The following is a 24,639-nucleotide window of genomic DNA, read 5'->3' as shown; positions in this document are numbered from 1 at the left end:
TTCCGGCCACGGCACTAGCGCCCGTCGTTCTCCGAGCGGCGGGCGAAGCGCCACAGGATGTGGGTGACGCGGAGCAGGAACACCACGGCGGCCAGCACCCCGCCCGTCACCGCGAGGGCCTGCCGCGCCGGGCGGGGGAGGGAGAAGGCGAGCGCGGGCCCGAACACCGCCCCGAAGACGAGGGCGGCGGCCAGGCACCCGCTGAGGAAGGCATAGCCGATCTCGATGGTGATCGCGTCCCGGTCCGCCTGCGTACGTCGCCCCATGCGCGCAGTGTCACAGCACGGGCGGCAGCGTCACAAGGACGCCTCCCCGGCCGGCCGCCGCCCTGCGCCCCGCCTCCCCTGCGGACGGTCAGACTCCGGCCGTCTCACTCCACAGACGGGCCAGTTTCAGGTCGCCCGTCACTCCGGGCCCGGCCAGCGGGAGCCGGTTCCACAGGGCGGCGTACAGCCATGCCGCCTCACCGGTCAGCTCGCAATCCGCCGGGCCGCCCTCGTCGCCGCGCACCGTGCGGGCCGGCTCCGGCGACAGGTGTACGGTCCACACCGCGCCGGTGTCGGCCGCCCGGATCCGGAGCACCCGGGGCTGCGGGGTCCGCACCCGGCTGCGCGGCCGCGCGTGGAAGCCGATCAGCAGCTCGTCCACCCCGTCCTCCGCGAACTCGGGCTCCAGCGGCGAGAAGGCAACACCGAGCGCCGCCTCCGCGTCCATCCGGTGGATCGTCGTCTCATGTGCCTGCCGCCGCGCCCAGAACGCCAGCGGGGAGGGCGGGGACGTCGGCAGGAAGGTCCAGCACTGGACATCGTCCGGGGCCTCGGTCAGGGTCCGGATCAGCGCCGCGTGCCCCTCGCGGAACCAGGCCAGCAGCTCGGTGCCGACCAGCTCCGGCGCCTCCGGGAACGGGACCGGCTCCACCAGCGCGTCCGCGACGAATCCCGCCGCCCAGCGGTGCACCGCCCCGGTGTGCCGCAGCAGATCCGCGATACGCCACTCCGGACAGCTGGGCACCGGCGCCTCCGTGCCCGCCCGTTCGGCCATGTCGGCGAGCAGCTCGCCTTCCCGGGCGAGGACCTCCACATATGCATCGATCTTCATACCGGGAGTCTTTCAGCACAGCAGAGCACTGACAATGGAGTCATGGACGGCAAGCTCTCCGACGGGGCACCCTTCGACGGGACACGCTTCTACGGGACACCCTCCGACGGGGAACTCTTCCCGCGCGAGCGCACCGAGATCGCGCCCGGTGCCGTACACGTGCCCGACTGGCTGGGGCCGCAGCGCCAGCGGGAGCTGCTCGCCGCCAGCCGCCAGTGGGCGCGCCCGCCGGCCGGGCTGCGAACCGTGAGAACCCCCGGCGGCGGGACGATGACCGCCCGCCAGGTGTGCCTCGGGCTGCACTGGTACCCGTACGCGTACGCCCGCACCGCCGTGGACGGCGACGGGGCGCCGGTGAAACCGATGCCGGCCTGGCTCGCGGAGCTGGGGAAGGCCGCGGTGGCCGCCGCGTACGGAGCGGCCGGTGATGACCTCGCCGCCCGCGAAGACGAGGCCTACGACATCGCGTTGATCAATTTCTACGACGGGGATGCCCGCATGGGCATGCACTGCGACGCCGAGGAGAAGTCCGGGGCGCCGGTCGTCTCCCTCAGCCTCGGCGACACCTGCGTCTTCCGCTTCGGGAACACCGCCTCACGCGGCCGCCCGTACCGGGACGTCGAGCTGCGCAGCGGGGACCTGTTCGTCTTCGGCGGTCCGAACCGCCTGGCCTATCACGGGGTGCCGAAGGTCCAGCCCGGCACCGCCCCGCCCGGGCTGGGCCTGACCGGGCGGTTGAACATCACACTCCGGGTCGGCGGGCTCGGCTAGCCGTGGCTAGCCGGGCGGCGCCCGCCGGCCTCCGATCATGCGAGGATCGCTCTCATGAACGGCAACGGGGCCCCGCCGCGGGTGGGGGACGCGACCACCGTGTCCACGCGGACCAAGCTGGAACGGGGCCGCGGTGCGCTCGGCCCGGCGCTGGAGCTCGTCCACACCGGCCGGGCCCCGACCCGGGCGGTCCTGACGGCCGAGCTCGGCGTCACCCGCGCCACCGCCGGAGCCGTCGCCGCCGAGCTGGAGGCACTCGGCCTGATCCGCGTCGACTCCCGCCCCGGCGGTGCGGGCGGCGCCCAGGGCCGCCCCTCGCACCGGCTCTCCGTGGACGAGAACGGCCCGGTGGCCCTGGCCGCGCAGGTGCACTCGGACGGGTTCCGGGCCGCACTGGTCGGCCTCGGCGGCCGGATCGTGGCCACCGCACCCGGCAAGGTCACCGTTTCCGCCGACCCGGCGCAGGTACTCGGCGCGGTGGTCGAGGCGGGCGCCGCGCTGCTTGCGGAGAGCGGCCGCCGGTGTGTGGGCGCGGGCCTCGCGGTGCCGTCCGCGGTCGCTGAGCCGGAGGGCACGGCGCTGAACCCGCTCCACCTGGCCTGGCCCGCCGGGTCTCCCGTACGCGCCATCTTCGCGGAGTGCGTGAAGGCCGCCGGGATCGACGGCCCGGCCCTGACGGGCAACGACGTCAACCTCGCCGCGCTGGCCGAGCACCGGCACGGCGCGGGGCGCAGCGCCCAGCACCTGCTGTGCGTGGCCACCGGGCACCGTGGTGTCGGTGGTGCGCTGGTGCTGGACGGCCGCCTGCACAGCGGCAGTTCGGGCCTGGCCCTGGAGGTCGGCCACCTCACCGTGAACCCCGAGGGGCGGGCCTGTCACTGCGGCGGCCGGGGCTGCCTGGACGTGGAGGCCGACCCGCTCGCCTTCCTGACCGCGGCGGGGCGGACGCCCGGCCCGGAGGTGTCACTGCTCCAGCAGGCCCGCGACCTGCTGCGCGAGGAGTACGCCGAGCCGGCGGTACGGGCGGCCGCGGAGGAGCTCATCGACCGGCTCGGGCTCGGCCTCGCGGGCCTGGTGAACATCCTGAACCCGGACCGGATCATCCTCGGCGGGCTGCACCGGGAGCTGCTGTACGCGGACCCGGAGCGGCTGCGCGCGGTGGTCGCGGACCGCAGCCTGTGGGGGCGCAGCGGGGGAGTGCCGATCCTGCCGTGCACCCTGGACCACAACAGCCTGGTGGGCGCGGCGGAGCTGGCGTGGCAGCCGGTACTGGACGACCCGCTGGGCGCGCTGGGGGCAGCGGCCTGACCCCGGGGGCGGGGTCGTCGGCGTGCACGGTGTCGGCGTCGCCTCGGCGGGCTTCCGCCCGGCTGTTTCGGGGCCGGGCCCGGCGGCGCGGCCGGGCGGAGGCTACCCGGGCCTGGCGCCGGCCGGCACGGACACCGGCAGGCCTGCCGGGACGGCTCCGGGATCAACGGCGATGAACACCGCCGGCGCCGGCTCTCGTACAGGCGTTGTGGTGATCCGGACCGGACGGGTCGGCGCGGCCGGTTCGGGCGTTGCCCGGAGCGAGAACCACACGACTTTGCCCGGGCTGTCCGGCTGGTGCCGCGCGCCCCACGCCTCGCTGACCGCCTCGACGAGCGCGAGCCCGCGCCCGCTGGTCTCCAGGGCGTCCGCGCAGGCCTCGTGCAGTACGGGCAGTCGCGGATCGCTGTCGTAGACCGAGACCGTGAGCCGCCCGAGGCGGAGCTCGATCTCGACGGTGCACGTCTTGTCCGGCTGCGCGTGGCGGTGGACATTGCTGAGCAGCTCCGTCACGCCGAGCGCAGCCCGGTCTATGAGCGGATCGAGCTGCCAGTGGCGCAATTGCGCGGAGATGATTCTGCGGACCTGGCCGATGCGCGACGGCAAGGCCTGGAGCTCGACGACGCAGTGCCTGCGGGAATGACTGATCACGGCTGCGACTCCCCGACATGAGTGTTACGGGTGCTGCACCCTCAGTAATGCTCCACCAGGGTCACCCACGGTGGCCCGCTGTGCAACCGAACGCGCGCGACGGCGACCTAAAGCGATTCGCATGGAAACCCAAAGTGACTGTTTGCGCAGGTGGGAGAGGTACATTGCGAAGGCAGGGGGCGAACGAACGGACGAAGGAGCACGGCGCATGAGCACCACCGGCACCACCGACAGTACGGGCGACGTCAGCGCCACGGGCACCATCGGCGGCAGCGGCGCGATCGGCGGCAGCGGCGCGACGGCAAGGACGACCGTCGACGTCGACCGCAGCGACGCGGACTACCGCGCCTGGCTGAAGGAGGCGGTCCGCAAGGTCCAGGCGGACGCCAACCGCTCGGCCGACACCCACCTGCTGCGCTTCCCGCTCCCCGAGGCCTGGGGCATCGACCTGTACCTCAAGGACGAGTCCACGCACCCGACGGGCTCCCTCAAGCACCGCCTCGCCCGGTCCCTGTTCCTGTACGCCCTCTGCAACGGCTGGGTCCGCCCCGGCCGCCCGGTCATCGAGGCCTCCAGCGGCTCGACCGCCGTCTCCGAGGCGTACTTCGCCAAGCTGATCGGCGTCCCGTTCATCGCCGTGATGCCGCGGACGACCAGCCCGGAGAAGTGCCGCCTGATCGAATTCCACGGCGGTGAATGCCACTTCGTGGCCGACTCGATGAAGATGTACGAGGCGTCGGCGGAGCTCGCGGCCCGGACCGGCGGGCACTACATGGACCAGTTCACGTACGCGGAGCGGGCGACGGACTGGCGCGGCAACAACAACATCGCAGAATCGATTTACCAGCAGCTGCGCCTGGAGCGGTACCCCGAGCCCTCGTGGATCGTGGCGACCGCCGGCACCGGCGGCACCTCGGCGACCATCGCGCGCTACGTGCACTACATGCAGCACGACACCCGCATCTGCGTCCCGGACCCGGAGAACTCCTGTTTCTTCGACGGCTGGACCAACAACGACCCGCACGCGAGCAGCGATTGCGGCTCGCGCATCGAGGGCATCGGCCGGCCGCGGATGGAGCCGAGCTTCGTGCCGGGCGCCATCGACCGGATGATGAAGGTCCCGGACGCGGCGAGCGTGGCCGCGTGCCGCGCGCTCGAACAGGCCATAGGCCGCAAGGCGGGCGGCTCGACCGGCACCGGCCTGTGGAGCGCTCTGAAGATCGTCTCGGAGATGGTGGCGGAGGGGCGCACGGGCAGCGTGGTCACCCTGCTGTGCGACCCGGGCGACCGCTACCTCGACAAGTACTACTCGGACGACTGGCTGGCGGCGCAGGGGCTCGACATCGCCCCGTACGCGAAGACGATCGAGACCCTGCTGACGGCCGGCGTCTGGCGCGAGCCGGTGGCCTGACGGCGTGGGCCGGGGTCACGCGCTCGGGGGCTGAGGCTCCGGCTCCGGGGCTGAGGCTCCGGCTCCGGGGGTTGAGGCTCCGGCTCCGGGGTTGAGGCTTCGGCTACGGGGTCTACTGTTCGGCCCCGCGCTGAGCGACGAGCCGGGCGTCCAGGGTGCGCACCGCCGTGCGGAAGGAGTGGCCGAGCCCCGGGCGGGCGGCGGCCAGTGCGAGGCGGAACGGGGCCGGACCGTCCGCCGCGAAGGTCCAGCGGACCCGGGTCCCCGTATCCGAGGGCGTCAGCCGCCACTCCTCCAACAGGGCCTGCACGCCTGGTGCGTTGGTCTCGTCGACCCGGTACGCGTAGCGCTGCTCCGGGTCCGCGGCCATGATCGTCTCCTGGAACCTGACCCCGCCGACCAGCCTGATCTCACGGCCCGCGCCGCCGTGCGTCGGCCGGGCCAGGGTCACCGCCCTGAACCAGCGCGGCCAGCCCTCGACCTCCTCCGCGAGCGCCCGGTACACCGCCTCGGGTGCCGCCGCGGCCCCGGCCGTGAAGGCCAGGCGGACCGGTGCGACCTCGGCGAAATCGAGCCCCACGGGGCGGAGTCGACGAGCCATGGCGGTACCCCCTGAGGTTGCGGTGCGGAACATGTCTCCGGTGCGCGTGTGGCGCCTGCGCCGGCGCCTGTGCGGCGTCACCATAGCTGTCTCCCCGTCAGATGTCCGCACCGGCCGTGAATTCACGCGGATGGGGTCCTGGGCAGGCGGCCCTCGACGCGGGATGCTTGAGACCGCAGCCGCGCGCCCGGTCTGCGGCGAGGAGTTGGAGCCGGGACCACGACGCGGAGCCGCCGGTTCCGACCCGCGGTGAGGAGCGCGCGTACCGACTACGACGGTTGCCCGCCCGGACCGTGACGCGGAGCCGCGCGTTCCGCCGCGCGGTGACGAGCTGCGCCGATCCCGCCCCGCGAGCGGAGGCCGCTGTGCCGGACACCACCCCGACGACCCGCACCGCCCCCACCGCCCCCACCGGCCCCCATCCCCTCGCCCTTGAACTCCTGGTCCACGGAGTGGCCGGAGCCGCCCCCGGCGAGCTGCTCGGGGACCCGCGTACCGTCCGGATCACCGGAGACTCCACCGCCGCCGTCTTCCGCCGCACCGAAGACGCCGACGCCGAGGCACACCCCGAGCGGTACACCGGCCGGCCCGTGCCCGAGGCCTACTGCTGGTCCCGTCTCACCTCCGGCAACGGCGCCCGCGCGCTGTGGCTGCTGCTCCTGCCCTTCATGGTGGCCAACCTCGCCCACTGGGCCCGGCCGGCCGCGCCCGCCACCGGGGGATCACCGCGCGCGGTGCGCACGTACGGGCTGCTGGTACGGATCCTCGCGCTCAGCCTCACCGTGCTGCTGATCGCGGCCGCCTGCGAGGTCGCGCTCGACCTGTTCGCCTGGCAGTGCGTGGGCTCCGGGACCTGCACCCGATCCCGCTCCTGGCTGGGGTTCCTTGAGCCGGGCGGGTGGTGGGGCCAGCCCGGGCGGCGGCTCGCGCTCGGCGCGCTGGTGCCGGCCGCGCTGACCGGGCTGCTCTGGTTCCTGTCGAACCGCACATGGAGTGCCTACGAATCCCAGCAGCCCCCTGCGGGCACCGCGGATCCGGATGCCGCTGAGCTGGGCGCCGTCGGGCTGGGAGCCGTCGATTCGCATGCGGTCGGGCCGTGCGCCGCGGATCCGGATGCCGTCGAGCTGGGCGCCGTCGAGCCGGATGCCGCTGAGCCGCGCACCGCCGAGCCGGATGCCGCCGAGCCGGATACGGCGAGCCGCGCCGCCCCCGCGCTCGGGCGGGCCGGGTTCTGGTACGGACGCCGGATCGTGGCCCGGCTGCGGGCGGCGCATACCGCTGCCGGGCTGCTCAGCGTTGCCGCCGCCGTTGCCGCTCCCACCGTTCGGTACGACCGCCGGGCGGGGGACACGGGGCTCGTCGTCTTCGGGTGGGTGGTGGAGGTGCTGCTTGCCGTCGGGGCGGTCACCGTGGCCTGGGTCATCTGCCGGCGGGGCCGCAGCGAGGCCCGGCCCGACCACCGGCTCGACCGGGCCGCCGTCACCCTGCTGCCCCGCGGGGCCCTCGTCCTGCTCGCCGCCGTCCTCGTGCACGCCTGCTGGTCGCGCCCCGGCTGGACCTCCGCCGGACGGCTGCCCGGCGACTTCGCCTTCGGCGTGATCATGCTCGGCCAGGGCTGCTGCGTGCTCGCCCTCGCGGCCGTCGCCCGGCACCTGCACCGCCTCGCCCCCGACCGGGCCGCCGCCCTGAGCGGCCTCGGCGGGCCCGCCGTCGCCATGCTCGGCTGCGCGCTCGGCGGGGTGATGTCGGGCGGGGTCGCGCAGCGCGTGGCCGACTGGCTCGACGGCGGCGCCACCCCCGGCATGGCCGGCGCCCCGCTGCCCGGACCGCCCGTACTGCTGTCCTGGCAGGCGGCCGTCCTGCCCCCGCTGCTCCTTGCGCTGGCCGCGCTCGCCGTCTGGTTCGGCGTACGCGGGGCGCTCACCCGGCGCCGGCTCGCGCGGACCGTCGCCGCCGAGTATCCGGGGGAGCCGCCGGACACGTCCCGCAGCCGCCGGATCGCCGGGGCGCGGGCCGCCGCCGCTCTCACCGACTCCGCGCCCTGGTTCGTCGCCGCCGTCTCCGGGATCACGCTGCTCCTCGGCGCGGGCGCCCTCGCCGGCGCCTGGCTCAGCGGGCAGGTCCCGGGCGAGGCCGCCCGCGGGGCCCATCCGCTGCTGGAGACCGCGGCCCGCGCCGCCCAGGACGCCGGGTCCTGGCTCATAGGCTTCGGCTTCGTCCTCTTCGTCACCTGGGGCCGACGCGCCTACCGGGACCCCGCCGCCCGCCGCACCATCGGGATCCTGTGGGACGTCGGCACCTTCTGGCCCCGAGCCGCCCACCCGTTCGCCCCGCCCTGCTACGCCGAGCGGGCCGTGCCGGACCTGACCTGGCGGATGACCGGCTGGACCGGCCGCACCGGCGGCCGCCTCGTCATCTCGGGCCACTCCCAGGGCAGCGTGCTCGCCGCGGCCGCCGTCTGGCAGCTGCCGCCGCAGGTCCGCCACCGGGTGGCGCTCCTGACGTACGGCTCACCGCTCAGCAGGCTCTACGGCCGCTGGTTCCCGGCCTACTTCGGCCCCGGCCCGCTCACCGCGCTGCACCGGGAGGTCGACTGCTGGCGCAACCTCTGGCGGTCCACCGATCCCATCGGCGGCCCGGTCCTGGCAGACAGCGGCGACGATGTGGACCGGGGGCCGCTCGCCGACCCGCTCGCCTACGGCCGCAGCGCACACCACCCGCTGCCCGCGCCGATCCTCGGCCACTCCGACTACCAGGCAGACCCCGCCTTCGCCACCGAACGCGACGCACTGCTCGCACGGTTGGGCACGGCCGCCCTGGCCGACGTACCGGCTCAGCGGCCGGGAAAGCGGCTCGACGACCGGCCAACGGACCCCCGGGGAGCGGCGGAACCGTCGGAAGCGCCGGAACCGGCGGAACCGGCGGAACCGGTCAGCGACCGGCGCCGGGGGGATCCGACAGCAGCGGCAAATCCGCCGGGAACAGCAGGGTGAGCTCGTCCGTGCTCGGCTCCGACAGCTGGGCCACCCGCCCCGCGTGCCGCTCGACCATCGACTCGAAGGTCTGGCGCGCGGTCCGGCCGTTGCCGAAGGCCGGGCCCTTGGGCAGCTCCGTGAAGTACGTCAGCAGCGCCTCGGGCGCACCCTCGCCCAGCCGGTACTCGTGCTCCTCCGCCTGCTGCTCCACGATCCGCAGCAGTTCCCCGGGGCCGTAGTCGCCGAAGGTGATGGTCCGGGAGAACCGCGAGGCCACCCCCGGGTTGACGGTCAGGAACCGGTCCATCTCCGCCGTGTACCCGGCGACGATCACGACCACCGCGTCCCGGTGGTCCTCCATCAGCTTCACCAGGGTGTCGATCGCCTCCCGCCCGAAGTCCCTGCCCGAGTCCTCGGGCGCCAGGGCGTACGCCTCGTCGATGAACAGCACCCCGCCGCGCGCCCGGTCGAAGGCCTCCTGCGTACGGATCGCCGTGGAGCCGATGTGCTCGCCGACCAGGTCCACCCGGGAGACCTCCACCAGGTGGCCGCGCTCCAGGACCCCCAGCGAGGCGAGGATCTCCCCGTACAGCCGGGCCACGGTGGTCTTGCCGGTGCCGGGGGAGCCGGTGAAGACCAGATGCCGTCGCACCGAGGCTGCCTTGAGTCCCGCCTGCTGCCGCCGCCTGCCCACCTCGATCATGTCGGTGAGCGCGCGGACCTCGCGTTTGACGCTGTCCAGCCCGACGAGCGCGTCGAGCTGCCCCAGTACTTCTCCGGAGCGCCGGCTGGGCGTGGGCGACGCCGGGCCCGGCCGGTCCGCGGGCCGCGGCGCGGGCACTTCCGCCGCCTGCGGTACGGGGCTCTGCGCGGCGGTGACCGTACGGATCCCCGCGCGCTCACCGGCGAGCCCGCCGCCCGAGGCCGACTGGGCGGCGAGCCGCGGCCCCGACGCGTCGCTGGTGCACTCCTCGGCGAGCGGCCCGTCCTCGGCGAACTCGTAGCCCCCGCGCGCACAACGCTCGGTGTGACAGCGGGTCAGCGTGGTGCGGCAGCCGTCGAGGACGTGGAAGCCGAAGCCGGAGCTGCCTGTCACCCGGCACGCCGTGAAGGTGCCGCGGCCGCCTGCCGACACGTAGAACCCGGCCTCGGCGGGGGAACTGACCGTGCACCGTTCCAGGGTGGGATCGGCGCCCTTGGTGACGATCACGCCCGTCTGCACCGAGTCGATGGTGCAGTTGGCGAGGGTGCCGCCGCTGCCGTGGTCGCGGAACCAGGCCCCGGTCGCCGCCTCCCGGATGCGGCAGTCGTCCAGCTGGGCGGTGGCCCCGTCGCTCACCGAGACGGCCGTGTTCCGCACTTGGGACAGATCGCTGTCGACCACATCGGCGCGCGAGCCCCGGTCCAGCACGAAGACCGCGTCCGGCACATCGTGCACCCGGCAGGAGTCCAGCGAGGCGGTGGCCCCGTCGCTGATCCACACCGCCGGATAGTCGCCCGTACTGTCGTGGATCTCGCAGGAATCGGCATCGACCCGGGTGCCCGGGTCCCACACCGACAGGCCGTTGCGGCCGAACCGGCGGACGGTGGTGCGGCTCAGCGTGAGCACCGAACGGGAACGCAGATCCACCGCGTTCTCCGGGATGTCGTGGATGTCGCAGCCCGCGAGGGTGAGCACCGCGTCCGTGTCGAGGGTGACGCCGTCGGCAGAGGTGCGGTGCACCGAGCAGTCCGTCAGCCTGGCCGCGGCGCGCGCGGCGATCTGCACACCGGCCCCCCTGATCTCGTACACCTCGCAGCCCAGCGCCTCCAGGCCCGAGCCCTCGCCGGTGACGCCGATTCCCGCGCCGGTGGCGTGGTGGATCCGGCAGCGCTCAAGGCGCGGGTGGCCGCCGCCGCGCACCGAGACCCCGGTCTGCCCGGCGGCCACGACCTCGCACTCCTCGAAGACCCCGCCGCCGCCGTCCAGTACGGCGATCCCGACCCCGGTCGGATTCTCCACCGTGCACCGCCGCACCAGGGGCCGGGCCCCGCCGCGCACCTCGATGCCGGCCGCCGAGCGGGTACTCACCCGGAGGTCGGTGAGCTCGGGGGCGCCGTCCTCGACGAGCACGGCGGGCGCCGCCCGGTCCTGGCCCTCGAGGTGCAGGTCCTGGACGACGGCCGAGGCGCGGACGGTCAGTGCGACCCCGTCGAGCGGGGCGATCCGCACAGACCCCACCGAGCCCTCGGGCCCGCGGAGGGTGACGGCACGGTCCAGCACCAGGTTCTCCCGGTAGGTGCCGGGGGCGATCGACAGCACGTCCCCGTCGCCCGCGACGGCGAGCGCGGCGGTCAGCGTCGGATACTCACCGGAGCGGCGCCGCCACCGGGAAGCCCCGCCGTGCGTCACCTGGACCGTGCCCTGAGCCATGGTGCTGTCGTGCCCCCACCCTCGTTCTCGTGCTGTCGAAGCGACGGAAGCCGCCCGATGTGGCTGAAGCGACTGGACCGGCCCTCACCGTAGCGCGCGTGGAGCCGGTGAGTTGCCAGGTCAGCTGCCCGCGCCCGCCCGGCCCCAGTCGGGTCCGGCCGCCGCCCACGCGCGGTCCAGACGTATGTACCGCCAATGCATGAGCCTGCGTACGACCATCCGCCGGACCGTCTCCGCCAGCGCGGCCGCGCCGAGGGCGGCGGCCAGGCCCACCATGGCCGCGTGTATCGAGGCGGCCGCCGGGTCGAGCGGTTGCCCCACCAGGCGGCCCCGGGTGTCGGTCCATATCCGGAACCGGTCGCCGGTGCGCGGCGGTTCCTCCGCGGCCGGCACCGTGCCCTGGTGGCTGCTGCCGTCGGGCCCGGTCCAAGTCGCCACGATCTGCGTCCGCTGCGGGGCCTGCCGCTGCGCCGACGGCTCGGCGGACGCCCCCGCGGGTGGTTCCTGAGCCGGCCGGACCACCACCGCCGGAACGAGATGACGCTCCTGCCGCTGCTCACGCACCGCCCGCTGGAGGGTCACATCGACCTGCCGGCCCGCGACACAGCCGATGGCCGGAGCCACCAGCAGGACGCACGCCAGCGCGGCGAACGCCACCCATGCCTCGAAGAGATCGGTCGGCCGGCGCAGCGGATTGCGCCGCCAACGCCACACACCCATTGCTGTCCGCACGGTCCGGCACCCCCTTGCCTCCGCCTGTCTGCGCGTCCAAGCCTCCCGCAAGCCCCGTGGACGCGCATTCCGGGACGCGCGAGACATGTGTCACCCGATCCGGTGCACGTTCCCCCGCACCGTCTCCCCGTGAGATTTCACGTGAGTGCTCACACGTCTCGAATGATCCAACGGCGCCGTGGCGCACGTTGGTTCCGGTCGGCGCCCGGAGCCCCCCGAAGGTGTCATTCCGGGTGGGTGCCGCGCCTCGCCGCAGACCTGTCACTCCAAGACGCGGACCTCGTCCCCCACGCGCACCGTGCCCAGCCGCACCGGCACCAGCTGCCGCCCGAAGGCCAGCGACTTGCCGATGCGCCGGTGCCGGGCCAGGGTCTTCAGCGGCTCCTTGCCGCGCTCCGCCGTCGCCTGGTCGGTGGTGGTGACGATGCACCGCCCGCACTCGCGCACACCGCGGAAGACCGCATCGCCGATCGCGATGCGGCGCCAGCCGTCCTCGGCCCACGCCTCGGCCCCCGAGACCACCACGCTCGGGCGGAAACGGTTCATCGGCAGCGGACCCTCCTCGGGATGGTCCCCCTGCGCGATCAGCGCGTTGAGCGCGTCCAGCGACGCGAGGGTGGTGAGCAGCAGCGGATATCCGTCGGCCAGGCTCACGGTCTCGCCCGGCAGCGCGTAGTCCGGATCCACGGGCCGCCGTACGGCCGGGTCGTCCAGGTACACCAGCCGCGCCGGGACCCCGAGATACGCGGTGAACCAATCGGCCGCGGCGCGCGCCGCGAACACGGTCTCGATCTTCTTCCCGAACAGTACGACCGGCTCCAGCGGCCCCGGCTCGGGCACCTCCACGACCAGCTCCGCCATGCCGGGTGCCGACAGGGCGAACCCACCGCCGTCCAGCGGCCGGGCCGTGGCCAAGGCCAGCCGCGCCTGCTGGCGTTGGGTGATGACCGTGCCCTCGGCGTCGACCACCGCCCACCGCCGGTCCCCGGACAGTCCCCAGGGCTCCACGGCCACCTCGTCGGGAGCAGTCCCCGCTACCGACTTGACGGGATGGACGTGGAGGGCCTGGACATACATGTTCGCCATGAGGGCATTTTGCCAGCCGCCCTCGGCGTGTCCCCAGGGAGTTTCAGCCCGGGGTCAGCAGCCCCGGGTCAGTAGCCGCGCCCCTGGTAGGGGCGGCCGTACGGGTCCTCGTACGAGGCCTGCGCGGGAGCCTGCATCGGGCGCGGCGCCGCCGGGCGCATGGCCTCGTACCCGGTGCCCGCGGCGACCGGACGGGGCTGCTGCGGCTGCTGCGCGTACCCGGGGCGGGCGGCGAGCTGCTGTTGCTGCGGGATGTACGGCGCGGGCGCGTGCTGGAGCGGCATCGGCTGAGGCGCCGACTGCTGCTGGTACGGGTACCCGTACGCCGGGGCCTGCTGCTGCGGCATGGCCGGGGGCAGCGCGGCCGGCAGCGCGGGAAGCGCGGACGCGAGAGCCGGGAGGTACCCACCGCTCGAGTAACCGGAACTCGGGGAGTCGTAGGCGGCCGGGACGCGGATCGGGGCGATCTGCGGAGTGCCCCGTTCTGCGACGAGGGAGTCGTAGATGGGGGTGTCCGGGAAGGAGGGCGCGGAGTAGTAACCGCCGCCATAAGTGGAGCGGGGGGAGGTCATGGGACCTAAGTTAAGCCCACGACTTCACGGGGTCCATAGCGAGGTGTCGTCAACACCCCCCTGACCTGCATATTCGCAGGTCAGGGCCACAGCTTTCACTTGGCGTTCACCTGCACGATTCGCCACTTCCGTCCCATCTTGTCAGTGCTCGTACTCACCGGGTGTGTGTTGCACCGACTTGCTGTTGACGGAGCGTCACAATCCGGTGACCTCGGATGACGTCGCTTCAGAAGTGCTTCGGCCGTTTCAGGCGTCGCTCGGGCGGGCATAGGTACGGCCCTTCCAGGCGGCACCGCGGCCGCGGTAGTGGAGGACGGCGGAGTCGACGGTCATCAGGAGATAGAGCAGCGCGGTGAACGGCAAGAGCGGTGCGAGGGCGGCCGGCTGCCGGTAGTAGCGCAGCATCGGCAGGTAGGTGCCGGCCATCAGCAGCCAGGCCAGGCCCCCGGCCCAGGCGGCGGCGGGCCGGCCGGTGGCGAGGCCCGCGAAGAGGGCCGCCGGGGGCACGAGGTAGACGAGGACTAGGCCGGCGACCGTCCCGGCCAGTAGGAGCGGCTGGTGGCGCAGTTGGGCGTACGCGCTGCGCGAAACCATCCGCCACAGGTCCTTGAGGGCGGGGTACGGGCGGACGCTGTCCACCCGCTCGGCCAGCCCGAGCCAGATCCGGCCGCCGGAGCGCTGGACCGCGCGGGCGAGGGAGACGTCGTCGATGACGGCCTGTCGGATCGATTCCGGCACCCCGGCCCGTACGGCGGCCTCGGTGCGCAGCAGGACGCAGCCGCCGGCGGCCGCGGCGGTCCGGCCGGTGGGGCGGTTGATCCGGCGGAAGGGGTACAACTGGGCGAAGAAGTACACGAAAGCGGGCACGACGAGCCGCTCCCACATGCTCGCGACGCGGAGGCGGGCCATCAGCGAGACGAGGTCGAGGCCGGCGGTGGTCGCGGCGCAGACCAGTTCGCGGAGGCTGTCGGGCTCGTGTGCGATGTCGGCGTCGGTGAGGAGGAGGAAGTCCGGCTCGGTCGCGTGCGCGGTGCGGGCGAGCGCGATGCCGTGACGCAGGGCCCAGAGCTTGCCGGTCCAGCCGGGTTCGGGGTCGCCGGGGGAGACCACGGTGAGGGGGAGCCCGGGGTGCTCGCGGGCGAGGCGGAGGGCGAGGGCGGCGGTGCCGTCGCGACTGCCGTCGTCGACCAGGATGACTTCGGCCTCGCCGGGATAGTCCTGGGCGATGAGGGACGGCAGGCTACGGGGCAGCACCTCGGCCTCGTCCCTGGCCGGGACGACGATGGCGACGGAGGGCCAGTGGGCCGGGGCGGTGCGCGGGGGGAGGCGGACGTCGGTGCGCCAGAACATGCCCTGGGCGAGGGTCAGCCAGAGCCAGGCGGCGAGGGAGACGAAGGCGGCGGTCGTGAGGAGGCCCATTGCGGCAGTGTGCCGAAGGCTGCGCCGCGTGTCTCGCTCCTCGCAGGGTGTCCCCGGCCGGGACCGTGCGGGGCGGGGGCGGTCAGGTGTGGTGGAGGGGGATGCCGCGGTGAGGGATTCCTCGAAGGTGGCTGCGGGACGCCGGTGAGGACACGGGTTGACGGGGGAGCCTTCGAGGCCGAGGAACTGAGTCAGTACGTCCCACCGGACCGGGAGCCGCGCACGGGCGAGACGGAGCACCACCGCCTTCGGGCCGAGCGGTGAGCCGCGTACGGGCCGAGCGGTGAGCCGCGTACGGGCGGGGTCGAGAGACGCCTCCCGGCTGGGGCTGGGAGACGCCTGAGGGTGGGGTCGGGCGGCTGCGGGTGGGGTTGCGGAACGGGTACGGGCGGGGCCGGGGATTGCGTGCGGGGTGGGTTCGCGGGGGGCTTCGATTAAGGTGACCCCGTGAAGATCGCGCTGATGGACTCCGGGATCGGCCTCCTCGCGGCGGCCGCCACGATGCGACGGCTGCGGCCGGACGCCGATCTGGTGCTGTCCTCCGACCCCGACGGAATGCCGTGGGGGCCGCGTACCCCCGCCGACCTCACCGAGCGGGCGGTCGCCGTCGCCCTGGCCGCCGCCGCGCACCGCCCGGACGCGCTGATCGTGGCGTGCAACACCGCCTCCGTGCACTCCCTGCCGGCCCTGCGCGCAGAGCTGGAGCCCGCGATCCCCGTCATCGGGACCGTGCCGGCGATCAAGCCCGCCGCGGCCGCCGGCGGACGCGTGGCCATCTGGGCCACCCCCGCCACCACCGGCAGCCCGTACCAGCGTGGGCTGATCCGCGACTTCGCCGCCGGGGTCCGTGTCACCGAGGTGCCCTGCCCCGGTCTCGCCGACGCCGTCCAGTACGCGGACGAGGAGGCCGTGGCACAGGCCGTCGCCGCGGCCGCCGCACTGACCCCGCCGGACGTCACGGACGTAGTGCTCGGCTGCACGCACTACGAGCTGGTCGAGGAGCCCATCCGGGCCGCCCTGGCCGAGCGGACCGGCGGCGCCGAGCTCGTCTTCCACGGCTCCGCCGAACCCGTCGCCATCCAGGCGCTGCGGCGCTGCGGCGCCCGCCCCGAGCCGGGCCTGCCCCGGACCGGAAGCCTGACCGTGCTGCTCAGCGGGCGGGAGGAGAGCCTCTCCGCCGCCGCGCTCGGATACGCCGAAGGGCGCCTGCTCGCGGGGGAGAACGCGGCCGTCGGGCGGTGACCCCCGAGGACCGCGCCCTCGTCGCGGCCGCCGCCGAACTGGCCCGCACCCGCTGCCACGGTGAGGACCACACCGTCGCGGCGATGGCCCGCACCGCCGATGGCCGGACCGTCCCGGGCGTGAACGTCTACCACTTCACCGGCGGCCCCTGCGCCGAGCTCGTCGTACTGGGTGCGGCCGTTGCCCAGGGCATCGGGGAGCTCGACACGATCGTCGCCGTCGGCGACCGGGACCGCGGGGTCCTCCCGCCCTGCGGCCGCTGCCGCCAGGTCCTCCTCGACCTCCACCCGCGGCTGCGGGTCATCGTCGGGGCCGGCGACCTCCCTGCCGGCCGTGCCGGTGGCGCAGCTGCTCCCCGAGAGTTACGTCTGGGCTGACCCGCAGCAGCCCGAATCCCACTGACGAGACGAACCGTCTTGCGGCGCCGATGGGGCGCGGCTATCGTTGCGGGCGGGTAGCGAGACGGTACGTTTCGTGTTCGTTCCTGTTGCCCGCGGCGCGAGGAGTTCCGCAGTACCGAGCGGCTCGCCGAAAGCAACATCGGGCGGTTCGGGGAGATCCCGCGCAAGCTGCCGCGCGGGTTCAGCGGGGCCGGTGCCTTCCGGGCCCGCTCCTGTACGCACGGCGCCGCGAGCCGGATCCGTACCGCCCGGGAACGGCTGCGCCGGCTGACCGAGAACCCCGTGTCGCCGCCCCCGCCGCCACTCAGCTTCACCGGCCGGTTCGCCACGGGGGCCGCCGGGGTGGTCGAGGCGGCCGAACTCGCCCTGCCGGGACGGCTCGAGCCCACCACGTTCCGCTTGGAGCCGGGGGAACGGCTCCTGACCACCGGGCCCAACGGCGCGGGGAAGTCCACTCTGTTGCTGCTGCTCGCAGGAGAGTTGACCCCGCCCCGCGGTGCCGTACGCACGCCGACGCGCGTGGGGTTGCTGCGGCAGGACGACCCACATGCGCGTGAACTCCGCTCAACCGTCGAGGCGTTCGGGCAGGAGTATGCCGACCAGGTCGAGGCGCTGGGTCTTCTTCACCCGGCGGACCTGGCGCAACCCGTCAGCACCCTCTCGGCCGGCCAGCGGCGCAAGCTGGAGCTGGCCCGGCTGGTCGCGGAGCCGCTGGACGTGCTGTTGCTCGACGAGCCCACGAACCACCTGGCGCCGGCCGTGGTGGAGGAAGTGGAGGCGGCCCTGGCCCACTTCACCGGGACCCTGATCCTGGTCACGCACGACCGGCGACTGCGCGCCGCCTTCCGGGGCCGCCGCCTGACCCTCTCGCCGACACCTCACCCAACGGCCGCCCCGCCCGCCGCCGCGCCCGCCGCCGCGAGTCGCTGAGCCAGCCCCCGTAGCGCGTCCGCGTCCAGCACCCGCGAGCCGAACCCCGGCAGTGGCACGTGCAGCGTGGCGCTCCACTGTTCCGGGATCGCCGCCTGGCCGTACCGAGAGCCCGCCAGCATGCCGGTAACCGCCGCCACCGTGTCGGTATCCCCGCCCAGGTCCACGGCAGCCCGCACCGCCTCCGCGAAGCCGGTGGTCGTCCGCAGCGCCCATACCGCCGAGCCGAGGCAGGGCCACACCGCCCCGTTGAACTCCGTGGCCAGGCCCGGATGCCAGTCGGCGGCGAGCACGCGGGCGTACCGCTCGCGGTGGTCCGGGTGCACCGCGTCGAGCGTCTCGGGCAGGGCGGCCAGCGGATCGGCCCCGTCCAAGGCGACCCGTACCAGCTCGTGCAGGATCGCCGTGCCCTCCCAGGCGGCCCGGTCGCCGTGCGTCAGCGCCGCGATCCTCCGGGCGGCGTCCATCGTGGCCTCCCGCCCGGCGGCGGCGAAGTACACCGCCGAAGTGGAGGCCCGCATCAGCGAACCGTTGCCCGCCGCCCGCGCGTTGACCTGGAAGTGCAGCGCGGCGGCCAGATCCCAGGGCTCGCCATTCGTCAGCACGTCCTCGGTCTGGAGCCCGATGTCCTTGGGCTGCCCGGCCGCCCAGCGCCTGAACCGGTCGAAGATATCGGGGAGTTCGAGCCCGTCTCGCTCCAGCAGGGACTCGCCGACCAGGACCGCCATCTGCGTGTCGTCCGTGGCCTCGCCCGGATCCCAGCCGCCGCCCCCGAGCATCTCCCTGCCGCGCGCGGAGAGTTCGCCCGCGGGGCCGAACTCGTAGGGTGCGCCGAGCGCGTCACCGGCGGCCGAGCCCAACACGGCGCCCACGGCGCGGTCGAGCCGAGTGATCACGGCGCCTCCTCGGGCGATCCGGGCGATCCGGGCGATCCGGCCGATCCGGGTGATGTGCTTGATCCGGAGCATACGGCGGCCAGCACGCCACGGGTGAAGCCGTCCAGGCCGGCTGCGGTCAGGGCGGCCGGCGCCCCGGCGAGCAGGTGCGGGATCGCCCCGTGCAGCGCGAGTCTCAGGGCGCGGGCCCCCTCCGGCCCGCCCGGCAGTCCGGCCGCGGCCGGCAGGTGCTCGTGCGCCGCGAAGTGGGAGGCGCCGATCGGGTCCAGCAGCGCGGCCGGCCACGGCCTCCGGGCGGCCCCGGTCTGGAGCAGCGGCCCGGGCCTACACCTCGGCGAGTCGGCGCTCCAGTTCCGCCGCGGAGATGTCCTCCTGGTGGGTCAGGAAGACCCATATGTGGCCGAACGGGTCCCGCAGGATGGCCGTGCGGTCGCCGTGGAACTGATCCGCGGGCTCCTGCACCAGCTCGGCCCCGGCTGCCGCGGCCGTGCGTGCGAGCGCGTCCACATCCGGGACGAAGACGTGCAGGGCCACCGATGTCCCGCCCAGCGTCGTGGGCGCGGTGAACGGCCCCTCCGAGACGTCGCCGAGCATCAGGACGGCCCCGCCGATCCGTATCTCCGCGTGCATGATCCCGCCGCCCGGCGCGTCGAGCCGGAAGTCTTCGACGGCGCCGAAGGCCCGCCCGTAGAAGTCGAGGGCGGCCGCGGCGTCCGCCACCATGATGTGCGGCACCACCGCCGTGCGGTAGCGCTCGGGAACGATCTGTACTGCCTCGTGAGTGGTCATACGGACGACCGTAGGACCTCAAGTTTGGTTCAGGTCAAGGCCGGGCAAACGCGCCGTGGACCGGGTGGCGGAGAGGCGGTGGCGCACATGCGGAACGTGAGTACGCTGCTACACATGAAGGCGCACCCCCCTGGTCCGCGCTGGACGGGCCGGGCCTCCAACCGCGCGCAGTGGCTGCTTGCCGCGGCCGGCGCGGCCTGCCTGGCGCTCGGGATCCAACTCGCCGTCGGCTCCCCCTGGACCTCCGGCATCGCCCCGCTGCTCATGTCCGTGATCGGGTGCCTCGCCGTCGGGCTGCTCATCCTCTACGGCACCCTCGCCTTCGTGTACGTCGCCGTCACCGTCGATGCCGAGGCGCTGGAGGTGCGCTGCGGCCACATCGGGCTGCCGCGCCGGAAGATCCGGCTGGCCGAGGTGACCTCCGCCGAGTTCGTCCCCCAGATCACCCCCCAGCAGTGGGGCGGCTGGGGGTACCGCTGGCGCCCCGAGAAGGGCACCGCGGTCATCGTCCGGCGAGGTGAGGGCCTGGAACTGCGGCTCGGAGACGGAAAGCTGTTCACCGTCACCGTCGACGACGCCGAGAACGCGGTCCGGGTGATCCGGGCCCATCTGCGGGCCCTCGCCCGCTGAGGCGTTTACGGGTCCCCGGCGGGTGGGGACGTACACTCCGCCAGATGAGCAGCAGTGTCACCCGCGCGGCCGGGAACGAGCCCTCGCAGCCCTCCCGGCCCTCCGCGGCAGCCGAAACCGGGAGCGGAAGCGGGAGCGGAAGCGGAAGCGGAACTCAAACCGGTGGCCGTACCGGGGAGGGCGCCGGTGTGGGTGTCGTCGTGGGGATCGGAACCGAGGCCCACGCCGCCCACGCCGCCGACGCCGTCACGGCCCCCCGCCCCCGCCCGGCCGCCCGCCTCGTACGCATCGCGCTCGCGCCCCTCTCCGGCGCGCTGCTCTACCTGAGCTTCCCGCCCCGCCCCCTGTGGTGGCTGGCCCCCTTCGCCCTGGCCCTGCTGGCCGGCTGCCTGCACGGCCGCCGCGCCCGGGCCGGTTTCGGCCTCGGCTTCCTCTTCGGGCTCGGCTACCTGCTGCCGCTCCTCGTCTGGACCAGCGAGGGCGTCGGCCCGGTCCCCTGGATCGCGCTCGTCACCCTCGAAGCCCTCCTCCTCGGCCTCACCGGCCTGGGCATCGCCCTCGTCAGCCGGCTCCCCGGCTGGCCCCTCTGGACCGCCGCCGTCTGGGTCGCCGGCGAGGCCCTGCGCGCCCGCGCCCCCTTCGGCGGCTTCCCCTGGGGCAAGCTGGCCTTCGGGCAGGCCGAGGGCCTCTTCCTCCCGCTCGCCGCTCTCGGCGGCACTCCCGTGCTCTCCTTCGCGGTGGCCCTGTGCGGATTCGGGCTCTACGAGGCCCTGCGCGTCGCGCGCAACCACCCCCGGCGGGCGGCCGCCGCGCTCGCCGCCCTGACCGTCGCCGCCCCGATCGGCGCTGCCCTCGCCGCCCGGCCGCTGGTCTCCGACGCCGCCGAGGACGGCACCGCCGTGGCCGCCGTCGTCCAGGGCAACGTCCCGCGCGCAGGCTTCGACTTCAACGCCCAGCGCCGCGCCGTCCTCGACAACCACGCCAAGCGCACCATCCAGCTCGCCGACGACGTCAAGGCCGGCCGGGTCCAGAAGCCCGACTTCGTCGTCTGGCCGGAGAACTCCTCCGACATCGACCCCTTCACCCAGCCCGACGCCTACGACGTCATCGACAAGGCGGTCAAGGCCATCGGCGTGCCGGTCGCGATCGGTTCCGTACTGGCCCCGGAAACCGGCCCGCTCCGCAACACGATGATCCTCTGGAACCCGGTCAAGGGCCCCACCGAGACGTACGACAAGCGCAAGATCCAGCCCTTCGGCGAACGCATGCCGATGCGGTCCTTCGTACGGATCTTCAGCGCCGACGTGGACCGGGTGCGCCGCGACTTCGGCCCCGGCAAGGAGCCCGGCGTCTTCGACATGGCGGGCAGCGGCGTCGGCATGGTCACCTGCTACGAGGCCGCCTTCGACGACGCCGTCCGCTCCACGGTCCAGGCCGGCGCCCAGGTCATCGCCGTCCCCAGCAACAACGCCACCTTCGGCCGGACCGAGATGACCTACCAGCAGCTCGCCATGGACCAGGTCCGCGCGGTCGAGCACAGCCGGACCGTCCTCGTCCCGGTCACCAGCGGAGTCACCGCGGTCATCCGGCCCGACGGCACGATCGTCCAGCAGACGAAGATGTTCACCGCGGACGCGCTGGTCGCGGAGATCCCGCTGCGCTCCACCGAGACTCCGGCCACCCGCCTCGGGCCGCTTCCGGAGTACGCGCTGCTGGCCATCGCGGCCGGTGGGCTCGGCTGGATCCTGACCCGTCGGGTCCGGGCACGTACGGTCGCGGCATGACCACACCCGAGTTCATCCGCGAGATCCGGGCCAGCGCCGGGCACCGGCTGCTCCTGCTGCCCGGTGTCACCGCGGTGGTGTTCGACGACCGGGGCCGGGTGCTGCTCGGCCGGCGCTCGGACACCGGGAACTGGTCCGTCGTCGGCGGCATCGCCGAGCCGGGGGAACAGCCGGCCGAGACCGCGGTGCGCGAGGTGTACGAGGAGACGGCGGTGCGCTGCGTCCCCGAGCGGGTGGTCCTCGTGCAGATGCTCGAGCCGGTCACCTACCCGAACGGGGACGTCTGCCAGTTCCAGGACATCACCTTCCGCTGCCGGGCCACCGGCGGGGAGGCCCGGGCCAATGACGACGAGTCGCTGGAGGTGGCCTGGTTCGACGTGGACGCGATGCCGCCGCTGGAGCCGTTCGCCCTGGACCGGATCCGGCGGGCCCTGCGGGACGAAGAACCGACCTGGTTCGAGCCGGCGCCCGTACTCGCGGAGTAGACCGCTCCACGGCCCCACCCGGCCCCGCCCCCGCCCCCGCCGCGGCCCTGGACCGAGCGCGGCGGGTCAGCCGGAGACGGCCGCCTCGCGGTAGAGCTCCAGGGCCTGGTCGCCCATCACCGCGCTGTACGAGACCTCCGGGACCGTGCCGCCGGCCTGGTAGCCGCCGAGTACCCCGGTCAGGGCGCCGTCCACGAGCCAGGGGCTGCCGCTGGTGCCGCCGCTGAGGTCCGGGCAGTCGATGCGGCGCTGCGTGGCGGAGACCAGGGTGGTGGTGTTGGCGCAGCGCAGCGGGGTGTCCTGGCTGCTCGGGTAACCGAGGACCGTGACCGTCGGGTCGCCCGCCCGGCCCGCCTCGCCCGCCTGGCCCGCCCGGCCCGCCTCGCCCGCCTGGCCCGCCTGGCCCGCCTCGCCCGCCTCGCCCGCCTGGCCCGACTCGCCCGGCCGGTCCAGCTGCTCCGGCGCCACCGGGAAGCCGCCCACGGCGTCCTCGACGTACGCGGGCTGCCCGCCGTCCACCGGGGCCACCGTCGCGAAGGCGATGTCGGCGTCCGGGTCCTCGCCATCCGTCCAGGCCGGGGCGGCGTACACGCTGGTGAGCCGCCACAGGCCGTACGGGGCCGTGCCGTTCCGGTAGCCCGGCGCGAAGACGGTGTTCCGCGGATCGTCCAGGCAGTGCGCGGCGGTGGCGATCACATCGCGGCCGTCGCTGTGCACCACCGCGGCGGTGCAGAAGTGGCCGCCGTCGAGGCCGTCCGCGAAGAGCGCGCCGACCCGGTCCGCCGTCGCGTCCGGCACGGCCCGCGCCGTGACGCCCAGCGGCGGGACGGCCTCCGCGTCGGGCATGTCCACGCTCACCAGGAGGGCCATCGCGGCTACCGTCGGCAGGATCCGGGACGTCCGCCGGGCGCGGATGCGGGGGGCCGGTCGGGAAGGCGTGGGCTGGCTCATGGACCGAGCCTGCCCGGCGAAACTACGTCCGGAGCCCGATACTCCGTGTGAATCCGCTGTGAATCGTGAAGCTGCTGTGGCGACAGTCTATGGACGCGACGGACGGTTTCCGGACCCCCTGTTGTGCACCGCGGAGCATGATCCCCGGGCCCGGCCGCCCCTAGCCTCGCCGCAGGAGCACGAACGAGGGGCGGTACCCGGTGAACTGGCTCATCCACGACTACCGCGAGAGTGATCTCGCCGCGGTCGTCCACCTGATCGACACCACGGCCGAACTCGGCCAGGAGTCGGTCTTCTCGCTGGCCGAGTGCATCAGCGCCCTCACCGACCGGCAGCCCTGCGTGGTCGCCGTCCACCAGGGCGTCCCGATCGGCGCCGCCCTCGCCTGCGTCACCGGGGAACGGGCCTGGGTGATGCGCATCGCGATCGCCTCCGGCTGGCGTGGCCGTGGCCTTGCCAGCGCCCTGCTCGTCGAGCTGGAGCGGCGCCTGATCGCCGCCCGCGTCGGGCGGATCGCCTACGTCCTCCCCGAGGAGGACCTGCTCGGGGAGGGCCTGCTCAACGCCGGGTACACCCGCCAGCCCGCCGTCGCCTACTTCGAGAAGACCGAGCCGCTGCACGGACCGGCCGCCGGCCTCCTCGACGACCTCGGCGGCCGCTTCCTGCCGAACGACCTGTGGGCCAAGGTCGCCGGCATGGAGACGGAGAAGGACCTCATCGAGCGGCGCGTGGTGCTGCCCCTCGCCGAACCCGAGCGGGCCGCCGCGCACGGGGTGCAGCCGCCGCGCGCCATCACCCTCTTCGGCCCGCCCGGAACCGGCAAGACCACCTTCGCCCGCGCCATCGCCTCCCGGCTCGGCTGGCCGTTCGTGGAACTGCTGCCCTCACGGCTCGCCGACGAGGGCAACCTGGCGGCCGCGCTGCGCACCGCCTTCGCCCGGATCGCCGAGCTGGAACGGGTGCTCGTCTTCATCGACGAGGTGGAGGAGATCGCGCCCGTGCGCACCGAGCCCGCGCAGCCCGGAGGTATCCACGGGGTGACCAACGAGCTGCTCAAACTGATACCCGGATTCCGGGAGGGCGGCGAGCGGCTGCTGGTCTGCGCCACCAACTCCATCCGCTCGCTCGACCCGGCCTTCCTGCGGCCGGGGCGCTTCGACTACCTGATCCCGATCGGCACCCCGGACGCCGGGGCGCGCGCCGCGATCTGGTCCCGCTACACGGCGGGGCGCGCGGATGTCGACGTATCGGCCCTGGTGGCGGCGAGCGAGCTGTTCACCCCGGCCGACATCGAGCACGCGGCGCGGATCGCGGCGCAGGTGTCCTTCGAGCGGGACCTGGAGGCGGTGGGTGCGCGGGGCGCGGCGGCGGCTCAGCTCGGTGCCTCCACCGAGGACTACCTCGCGGCCGTCGCGCAGTGCCGGCCGACGGTGACCCCCGCGATGACGGGCGAATTCGCGGCGGACATCACCGCGCACGCCCGCTTCTGACTGG

General features: G+C 74.2%; 22 protein-coding genes and 1 pseudogene. 11 read left to right on the top strand and 12 right to left on the bottom strand.

All coding sequences use genetic code 11. The features are described from left to right. Positions 1–14: 14 nt before the first annotated feature. Both J7I97_RS29425 and J7I97_RS29420 read right to left on the bottom strand, forming a co-directional pair. On the bottom strand, positions 15–266 hold the full coding sequence (locus J7I97_RS29425; protein WP_214940772.1) for a DUF6332 family protein: 252 nt from the start codon (positions 264–266) through the stop codon (positions 15–17). Between the two features lie 88 nt (positions 267–354). Then, positions 355–1,098 (bottom strand): maleylpyruvate isomerase family mycothiol-dependent enzyme, encoded by a 744-nt coding sequence (locus J7I97_RS29420; RefSeq protein WP_214940770.1) that lies wholly within the window; start codon positions 1,096–1,098, stop codon positions 355–357. A 42-nt stretch (positions 1,099–1,140) separates the two neighbouring features. Between J7I97_RS29420 and J7I97_RS29415 the strand changes: the two genes are divergently transcribed. Beyond that, positions 1,141–1,869 (top strand): alpha-ketoglutarate-dependent dioxygenase AlkB, encoded by a 729-nt coding sequence (locus J7I97_RS29415; protein WP_214940768.1) that lies wholly within the window; start codon positions 1,141–1,143, stop codon positions 1,867–1,869. A 54-nt stretch (positions 1,870–1,923) separates the two neighbouring features. Next, the gene (locus J7I97_RS29410) at positions 1,924–3,177 is read left to right on the top strand and encodes an ROK family transcriptional regulator (RefSeq protein WP_214940766.1); all 1,254 of its coding nucleotides are present in this window, start codon (positions 1,924–1,926) and stop codon (positions 3,175–3,177) included. Positions 3,178–3,279: 102 nt separating this feature from the next. On the opposite strand, the gene J7I97_RS29405 is transcribed toward J7I97_RS29410, so the two are convergent. Further along, on the bottom strand, positions 3,280–3,828 hold the full coding sequence (locus J7I97_RS29405) for an ATP-binding protein (protein WP_214940764.1): 549 nt from the start codon (positions 3,826–3,828) through the stop codon (positions 3,280–3,282). Positions 3,829–4,036: 208 nt separating this feature from the next. On the opposite strand from J7I97_RS29405, the gene J7I97_RS29400 reads away from it, so the two are divergent. Then, positions 4,037–5,239 carry a PLP-dependent cysteine synthase family protein gene (locus tag J7I97_RS29400; protein ID WP_251059273.1) on the top strand — a complete coding sequence of 401 codons (1,203 nt, stop codon included), beginning with the start codon at positions 4,037–4,039 and terminating at the stop codon, positions 5,237–5,239. A 112-nt stretch (positions 5,240–5,351) separates the two neighbouring features. Here J7I97_RS29400 and J7I97_RS29395 read toward each other — a convergent pair whose 3' ends face one another. Next, the gene (locus J7I97_RS29395; RefSeq protein ID WP_214940761.1) at positions 5,352–5,840 is read right to left on the bottom strand and encodes an SRPBCC family protein; all 489 of its coding nucleotides are present in this window, start codon (positions 5,838–5,840) and stop codon (positions 5,352–5,354) included. A gap of 365 nt (positions 5,841–6,205) precedes the next feature. Between J7I97_RS29395 and J7I97_RS39020 the strand changes: the two genes are divergently transcribed. Continuing rightward, positions 6,206–8,833 (top strand): hypothetical protein, encoded by a 2,628-nt coding sequence (locus J7I97_RS39020; protein ID WP_374195524.1) that lies wholly within the window; start codon positions 6,206–6,208, stop codon positions 8,831–8,833. On the opposite strand, the gene J7I97_RS29385 is transcribed toward J7I97_RS39020, so the two are convergent. The 5 genes from J7I97_RS29385 to J7I97_RS29365 all read right to left on the bottom strand — a co-directional run bounded on the left by J7I97_RS29385 (position 8,772) and on the right by J7I97_RS29365 (position 15,037). Beyond that, positions 8,772–11,228, bottom strand: a complete 2,457-nt coding sequence (locus J7I97_RS29385; protein WP_214940758.1) for a right-handed parallel beta-helix repeat-containing protein — start codon at positions 11,226–11,228, stop codon at positions 8,772–8,774. The genes J7I97_RS39020 and J7I97_RS29385 overlap by 62 nt on opposite strands. A gap of 120 nt (positions 11,229–11,348) precedes the next feature. Further along, on the bottom strand, positions 11,349–11,960 hold the full coding sequence (locus J7I97_RS29380; RefSeq protein ID WP_214940755.1) for a hypothetical protein: 612 nt from the start codon (positions 11,958–11,960) through the stop codon (positions 11,349–11,351). Positions 11,961–12,221: 261 nt separating this feature from the next. Further along, positions 12,222–13,046, bottom strand: a complete 825-nt coding sequence (locus tag J7I97_RS29375; RefSeq protein ID WP_214940752.1) for an MOSC domain-containing protein — start codon at positions 13,044–13,046, stop codon at positions 12,222–12,224. Positions 13,047–13,114: 68 nt separating this feature from the next. After that, complete coding sequence (locus J7I97_RS29370) at positions 13,115–13,618, bottom strand: DUF6643 family protein (protein WP_214940750.1); 504 nt, start codon at positions 13,616–13,618, stop codon at positions 13,115–13,117. A 246-nt stretch (positions 13,619–13,864) separates the two neighbouring features. Next, positions 13,865–15,037: a glycosyltransferase gene (locus J7I97_RS29365; protein ID WP_214940747.1), complete on the bottom strand. Its 1,173-nt coding sequence runs from the start codon at positions 15,035–15,037 to the stop codon at positions 13,865–13,867. A gap of 447 nt (positions 15,038–15,484) precedes the next feature. On the opposite strand from J7I97_RS29365, the gene J7I97_RS29360 reads away from it, so the two are divergent. From J7I97_RS29360 to J7I97_RS29350, 3 genes and pseudogenes are all read left to right on the top strand, one after another. Then, the gene (locus J7I97_RS29360) at positions 15,485–16,279 is read left to right on the top strand and encodes a glutamate racemase (protein ID WP_214940744.1); all 795 of its coding nucleotides are present in this window, start codon (positions 15,485–15,487) and stop codon (positions 16,277–16,279) included. Then, a pseudogene (locus J7I97_RS29355) lies at positions 16,276–16,681 on the top strand (cytidine deaminase). Before J7I97_RS29360 ends, J7I97_RS29355 begins: the two are co-directional and overlap by 4 nt. Before the next feature lie 281 nt (positions 16,682–16,962). Further along, positions 16,963–17,610, top strand: coding sequence for an ATP-binding cassette domain-containing protein (locus J7I97_RS29350; protein WP_308369280.1), 648 nt, complete (start codon positions 16,963–16,965; stop codon positions 17,608–17,610). Here the strand turns inward: J7I97_RS29350 and J7I97_RS29345 are convergent. Together J7I97_RS29345 and J7I97_RS29340 are read right to left on the bottom strand one after the other, a co-directional pair. After that, positions 17,559–18,503, bottom strand: coding sequence for an ADP-ribosylglycohydrolase family protein (locus J7I97_RS29345; protein ID WP_214940798.1), 945 nt, complete (start codon positions 18,501–18,503; stop codon positions 17,559–17,561). The genes J7I97_RS29350 and J7I97_RS29345 overlap by 52 nt on opposite strands. A gap of 327 nt (positions 18,504–18,830) precedes the next feature. Next, positions 18,831–19,295, bottom strand: a complete 465-nt coding sequence (locus tag J7I97_RS29340) for a VOC family protein (RefSeq protein ID WP_214940742.1) — start codon at positions 19,293–19,295, stop codon at positions 18,831–18,833. A gap of 114 nt (positions 19,296–19,409) precedes the next feature. Here J7I97_RS29340 and J7I97_RS29335 point away from each other — a divergent pair, with 114 nt between their 5' ends. Genes J7I97_RS29335 through J7I97_RS29325 form a run of 3 tightly spaced genes read left to right on the top strand, consistent with a single transcriptional unit; the run spans position 19,410 to position 22,194 of the window. Continuing rightward, positions 19,410–19,925 carry a hypothetical protein gene (locus J7I97_RS29335; RefSeq protein ID WP_251049428.1) on the top strand — a complete coding sequence of 172 codons (516 nt, stop codon included), beginning with the start codon at positions 19,410–19,412 and terminating at the stop codon, positions 19,923–19,925. A gap of 44 nt (positions 19,926–19,969) precedes the next feature. Next, a complete protein-coding gene (lnt, locus tag J7I97_RS29330) occupies positions 19,970–21,709 on the top strand; it encodes an apolipoprotein N-acyltransferase (protein WP_251059271.1) in 1,740 nt (579 codons plus the stop codon). After that, positions 21,706–22,194, top strand: a complete 489-nt coding sequence (locus tag J7I97_RS29325; RefSeq protein WP_214940740.1) for an NUDIX domain-containing protein — start codon at positions 21,706–21,708, stop codon at positions 22,192–22,194. The genes lnt and J7I97_RS29325 overlap by 4 nt, the downstream gene beginning before the upstream one ends. A 66-nt stretch (positions 22,195–22,260) precedes the next feature. On the opposite strand, the gene J7I97_RS29320 is transcribed toward J7I97_RS29325, so the two are convergent. Further along, on the bottom strand, positions 22,261–23,145 hold the full coding sequence (locus J7I97_RS29320; protein WP_214940739.1) for a serine protease: 885 nt from the start codon (positions 23,143–23,145) through the stop codon (positions 22,261–22,263). Positions 23,146–23,345: 200 nt separating this feature from the next. Between J7I97_RS29320 and J7I97_RS29315 the strand changes: the two genes are divergently transcribed. Further along, entirely contained in the window at positions 23,346–24,635 is a 1,290-nt protein-coding gene (locus J7I97_RS29315; protein ID WP_214940738.1) for an ATP-binding protein, read from the top strand. Positions 24,636–24,639 lie beyond the last annotated feature (4 nt).

Source organism: Streptomyces sp. ISL-87 (assembly GCF_018614095.1).
Taxonomy (GTDB): domain Bacteria; phylum Actinomycetota; class Actinomycetes; order Streptomycetales; family Streptomycetaceae; genus Streptomyces.
This window is presented reverse-complemented; position numbering and strand designations above follow the sequence as displayed.

Bases quoted from the DNA above. Each gene is read 5' to 3' on its own strand.
- J7I97_RS29325 (WP_214940740.1), top strand. From the start codon at position 21,706: ATGACCACACCCGAGTTCATCCGCGAGATCCGGGCCAGCGCCGGGCAC.
- J7I97_RS29400 (WP_251059273.1), top strand. From the start codon at position 4,037: ATGAGCACCACCGGCACCACCGACAGTACGGGCGACGTCAGCGCCACG.
- J7I97_RS29410 (WP_214940766.1), top strand. From the start codon at position 1,924: ATGAACGGCAACGGGGCCCCGCCGCGGGTGGGGGACGCGACCACCGTG.
- J7I97_RS29365 (WP_214940747.1), bottom strand. From the start codon at position 15,037: ATGGGCCTCCTCACGACCGCCGCCTTCGTCTCCCTCGCCGCCTGGCTC.
- lnt (WP_251059271.1), top strand. From the start codon at position 19,970: ATGAGCAGCAGTGTCACCCGCGCGGCCGGGAACGAGCCCTCGCAGCCC.
- J7I97_RS29375 (WP_214940752.1), bottom strand. From the start codon at position 13,046: ATGGCGAACATGTATGTCCAGGCCCTCCACGTCCATCCCGTCAAGTCG.
- J7I97_RS29320 (WP_214940739.1), bottom strand. From the start codon at position 23,145: ATGAGCCAGCCCACGCCTTCCCGACCGGCCCCCCGCATCCGCGCCCGG.
- J7I97_RS29340 (WP_214940742.1), bottom strand. From the start codon at position 19,295: ATGACCACTCACGAGGCAGTACAGATCGTTCCCGAGCGCTACCGCACG.
- J7I97_RS29425 (WP_214940772.1), bottom strand. From the start codon at position 266: ATGGGGCGACGTACGCAGGCGGACCGGGACGCGATCACCATCGAGATC.
- J7I97_RS29370 (WP_214940750.1), bottom strand. From the start codon at position 13,618: ATGACCTCCCCCCGCTCCACTTATGGCGGCGGTTACTACTCCGCGCCC.
- J7I97_RS29395 (WP_214940761.1), bottom strand. From the start codon at position 5,840: ATGGCTCGTCGACTCCGCCCCGTGGGGCTCGATTTCGCCGAGGTCGCA.
- J7I97_RS29385 (WP_214940758.1), bottom strand. From the start codon at position 11,228: ATGGCTCAGGGCACGGTCCAGGTGACGCACGGCGGGGCTTCCCGGTGG.
- J7I97_RS29415 (WP_214940768.1), top strand. From the start codon at position 1,141: ATGGACGGCAAGCTCTCCGACGGGGCACCCTTCGACGGGACACGCTTC.
- J7I97_RS29420 (WP_214940770.1), bottom strand. From the start codon at position 1,098: ATGAAGATCGATGCATATGTGGAGGTCCTCGCCCGGGAAGGCGAGCTG.
- J7I97_RS29335 (WP_251049428.1), top strand. From the start codon at position 19,410: ATGAAGGCGCACCCCCCTGGTCCGCGCTGGACGGGCCGGGCCTCCAAC.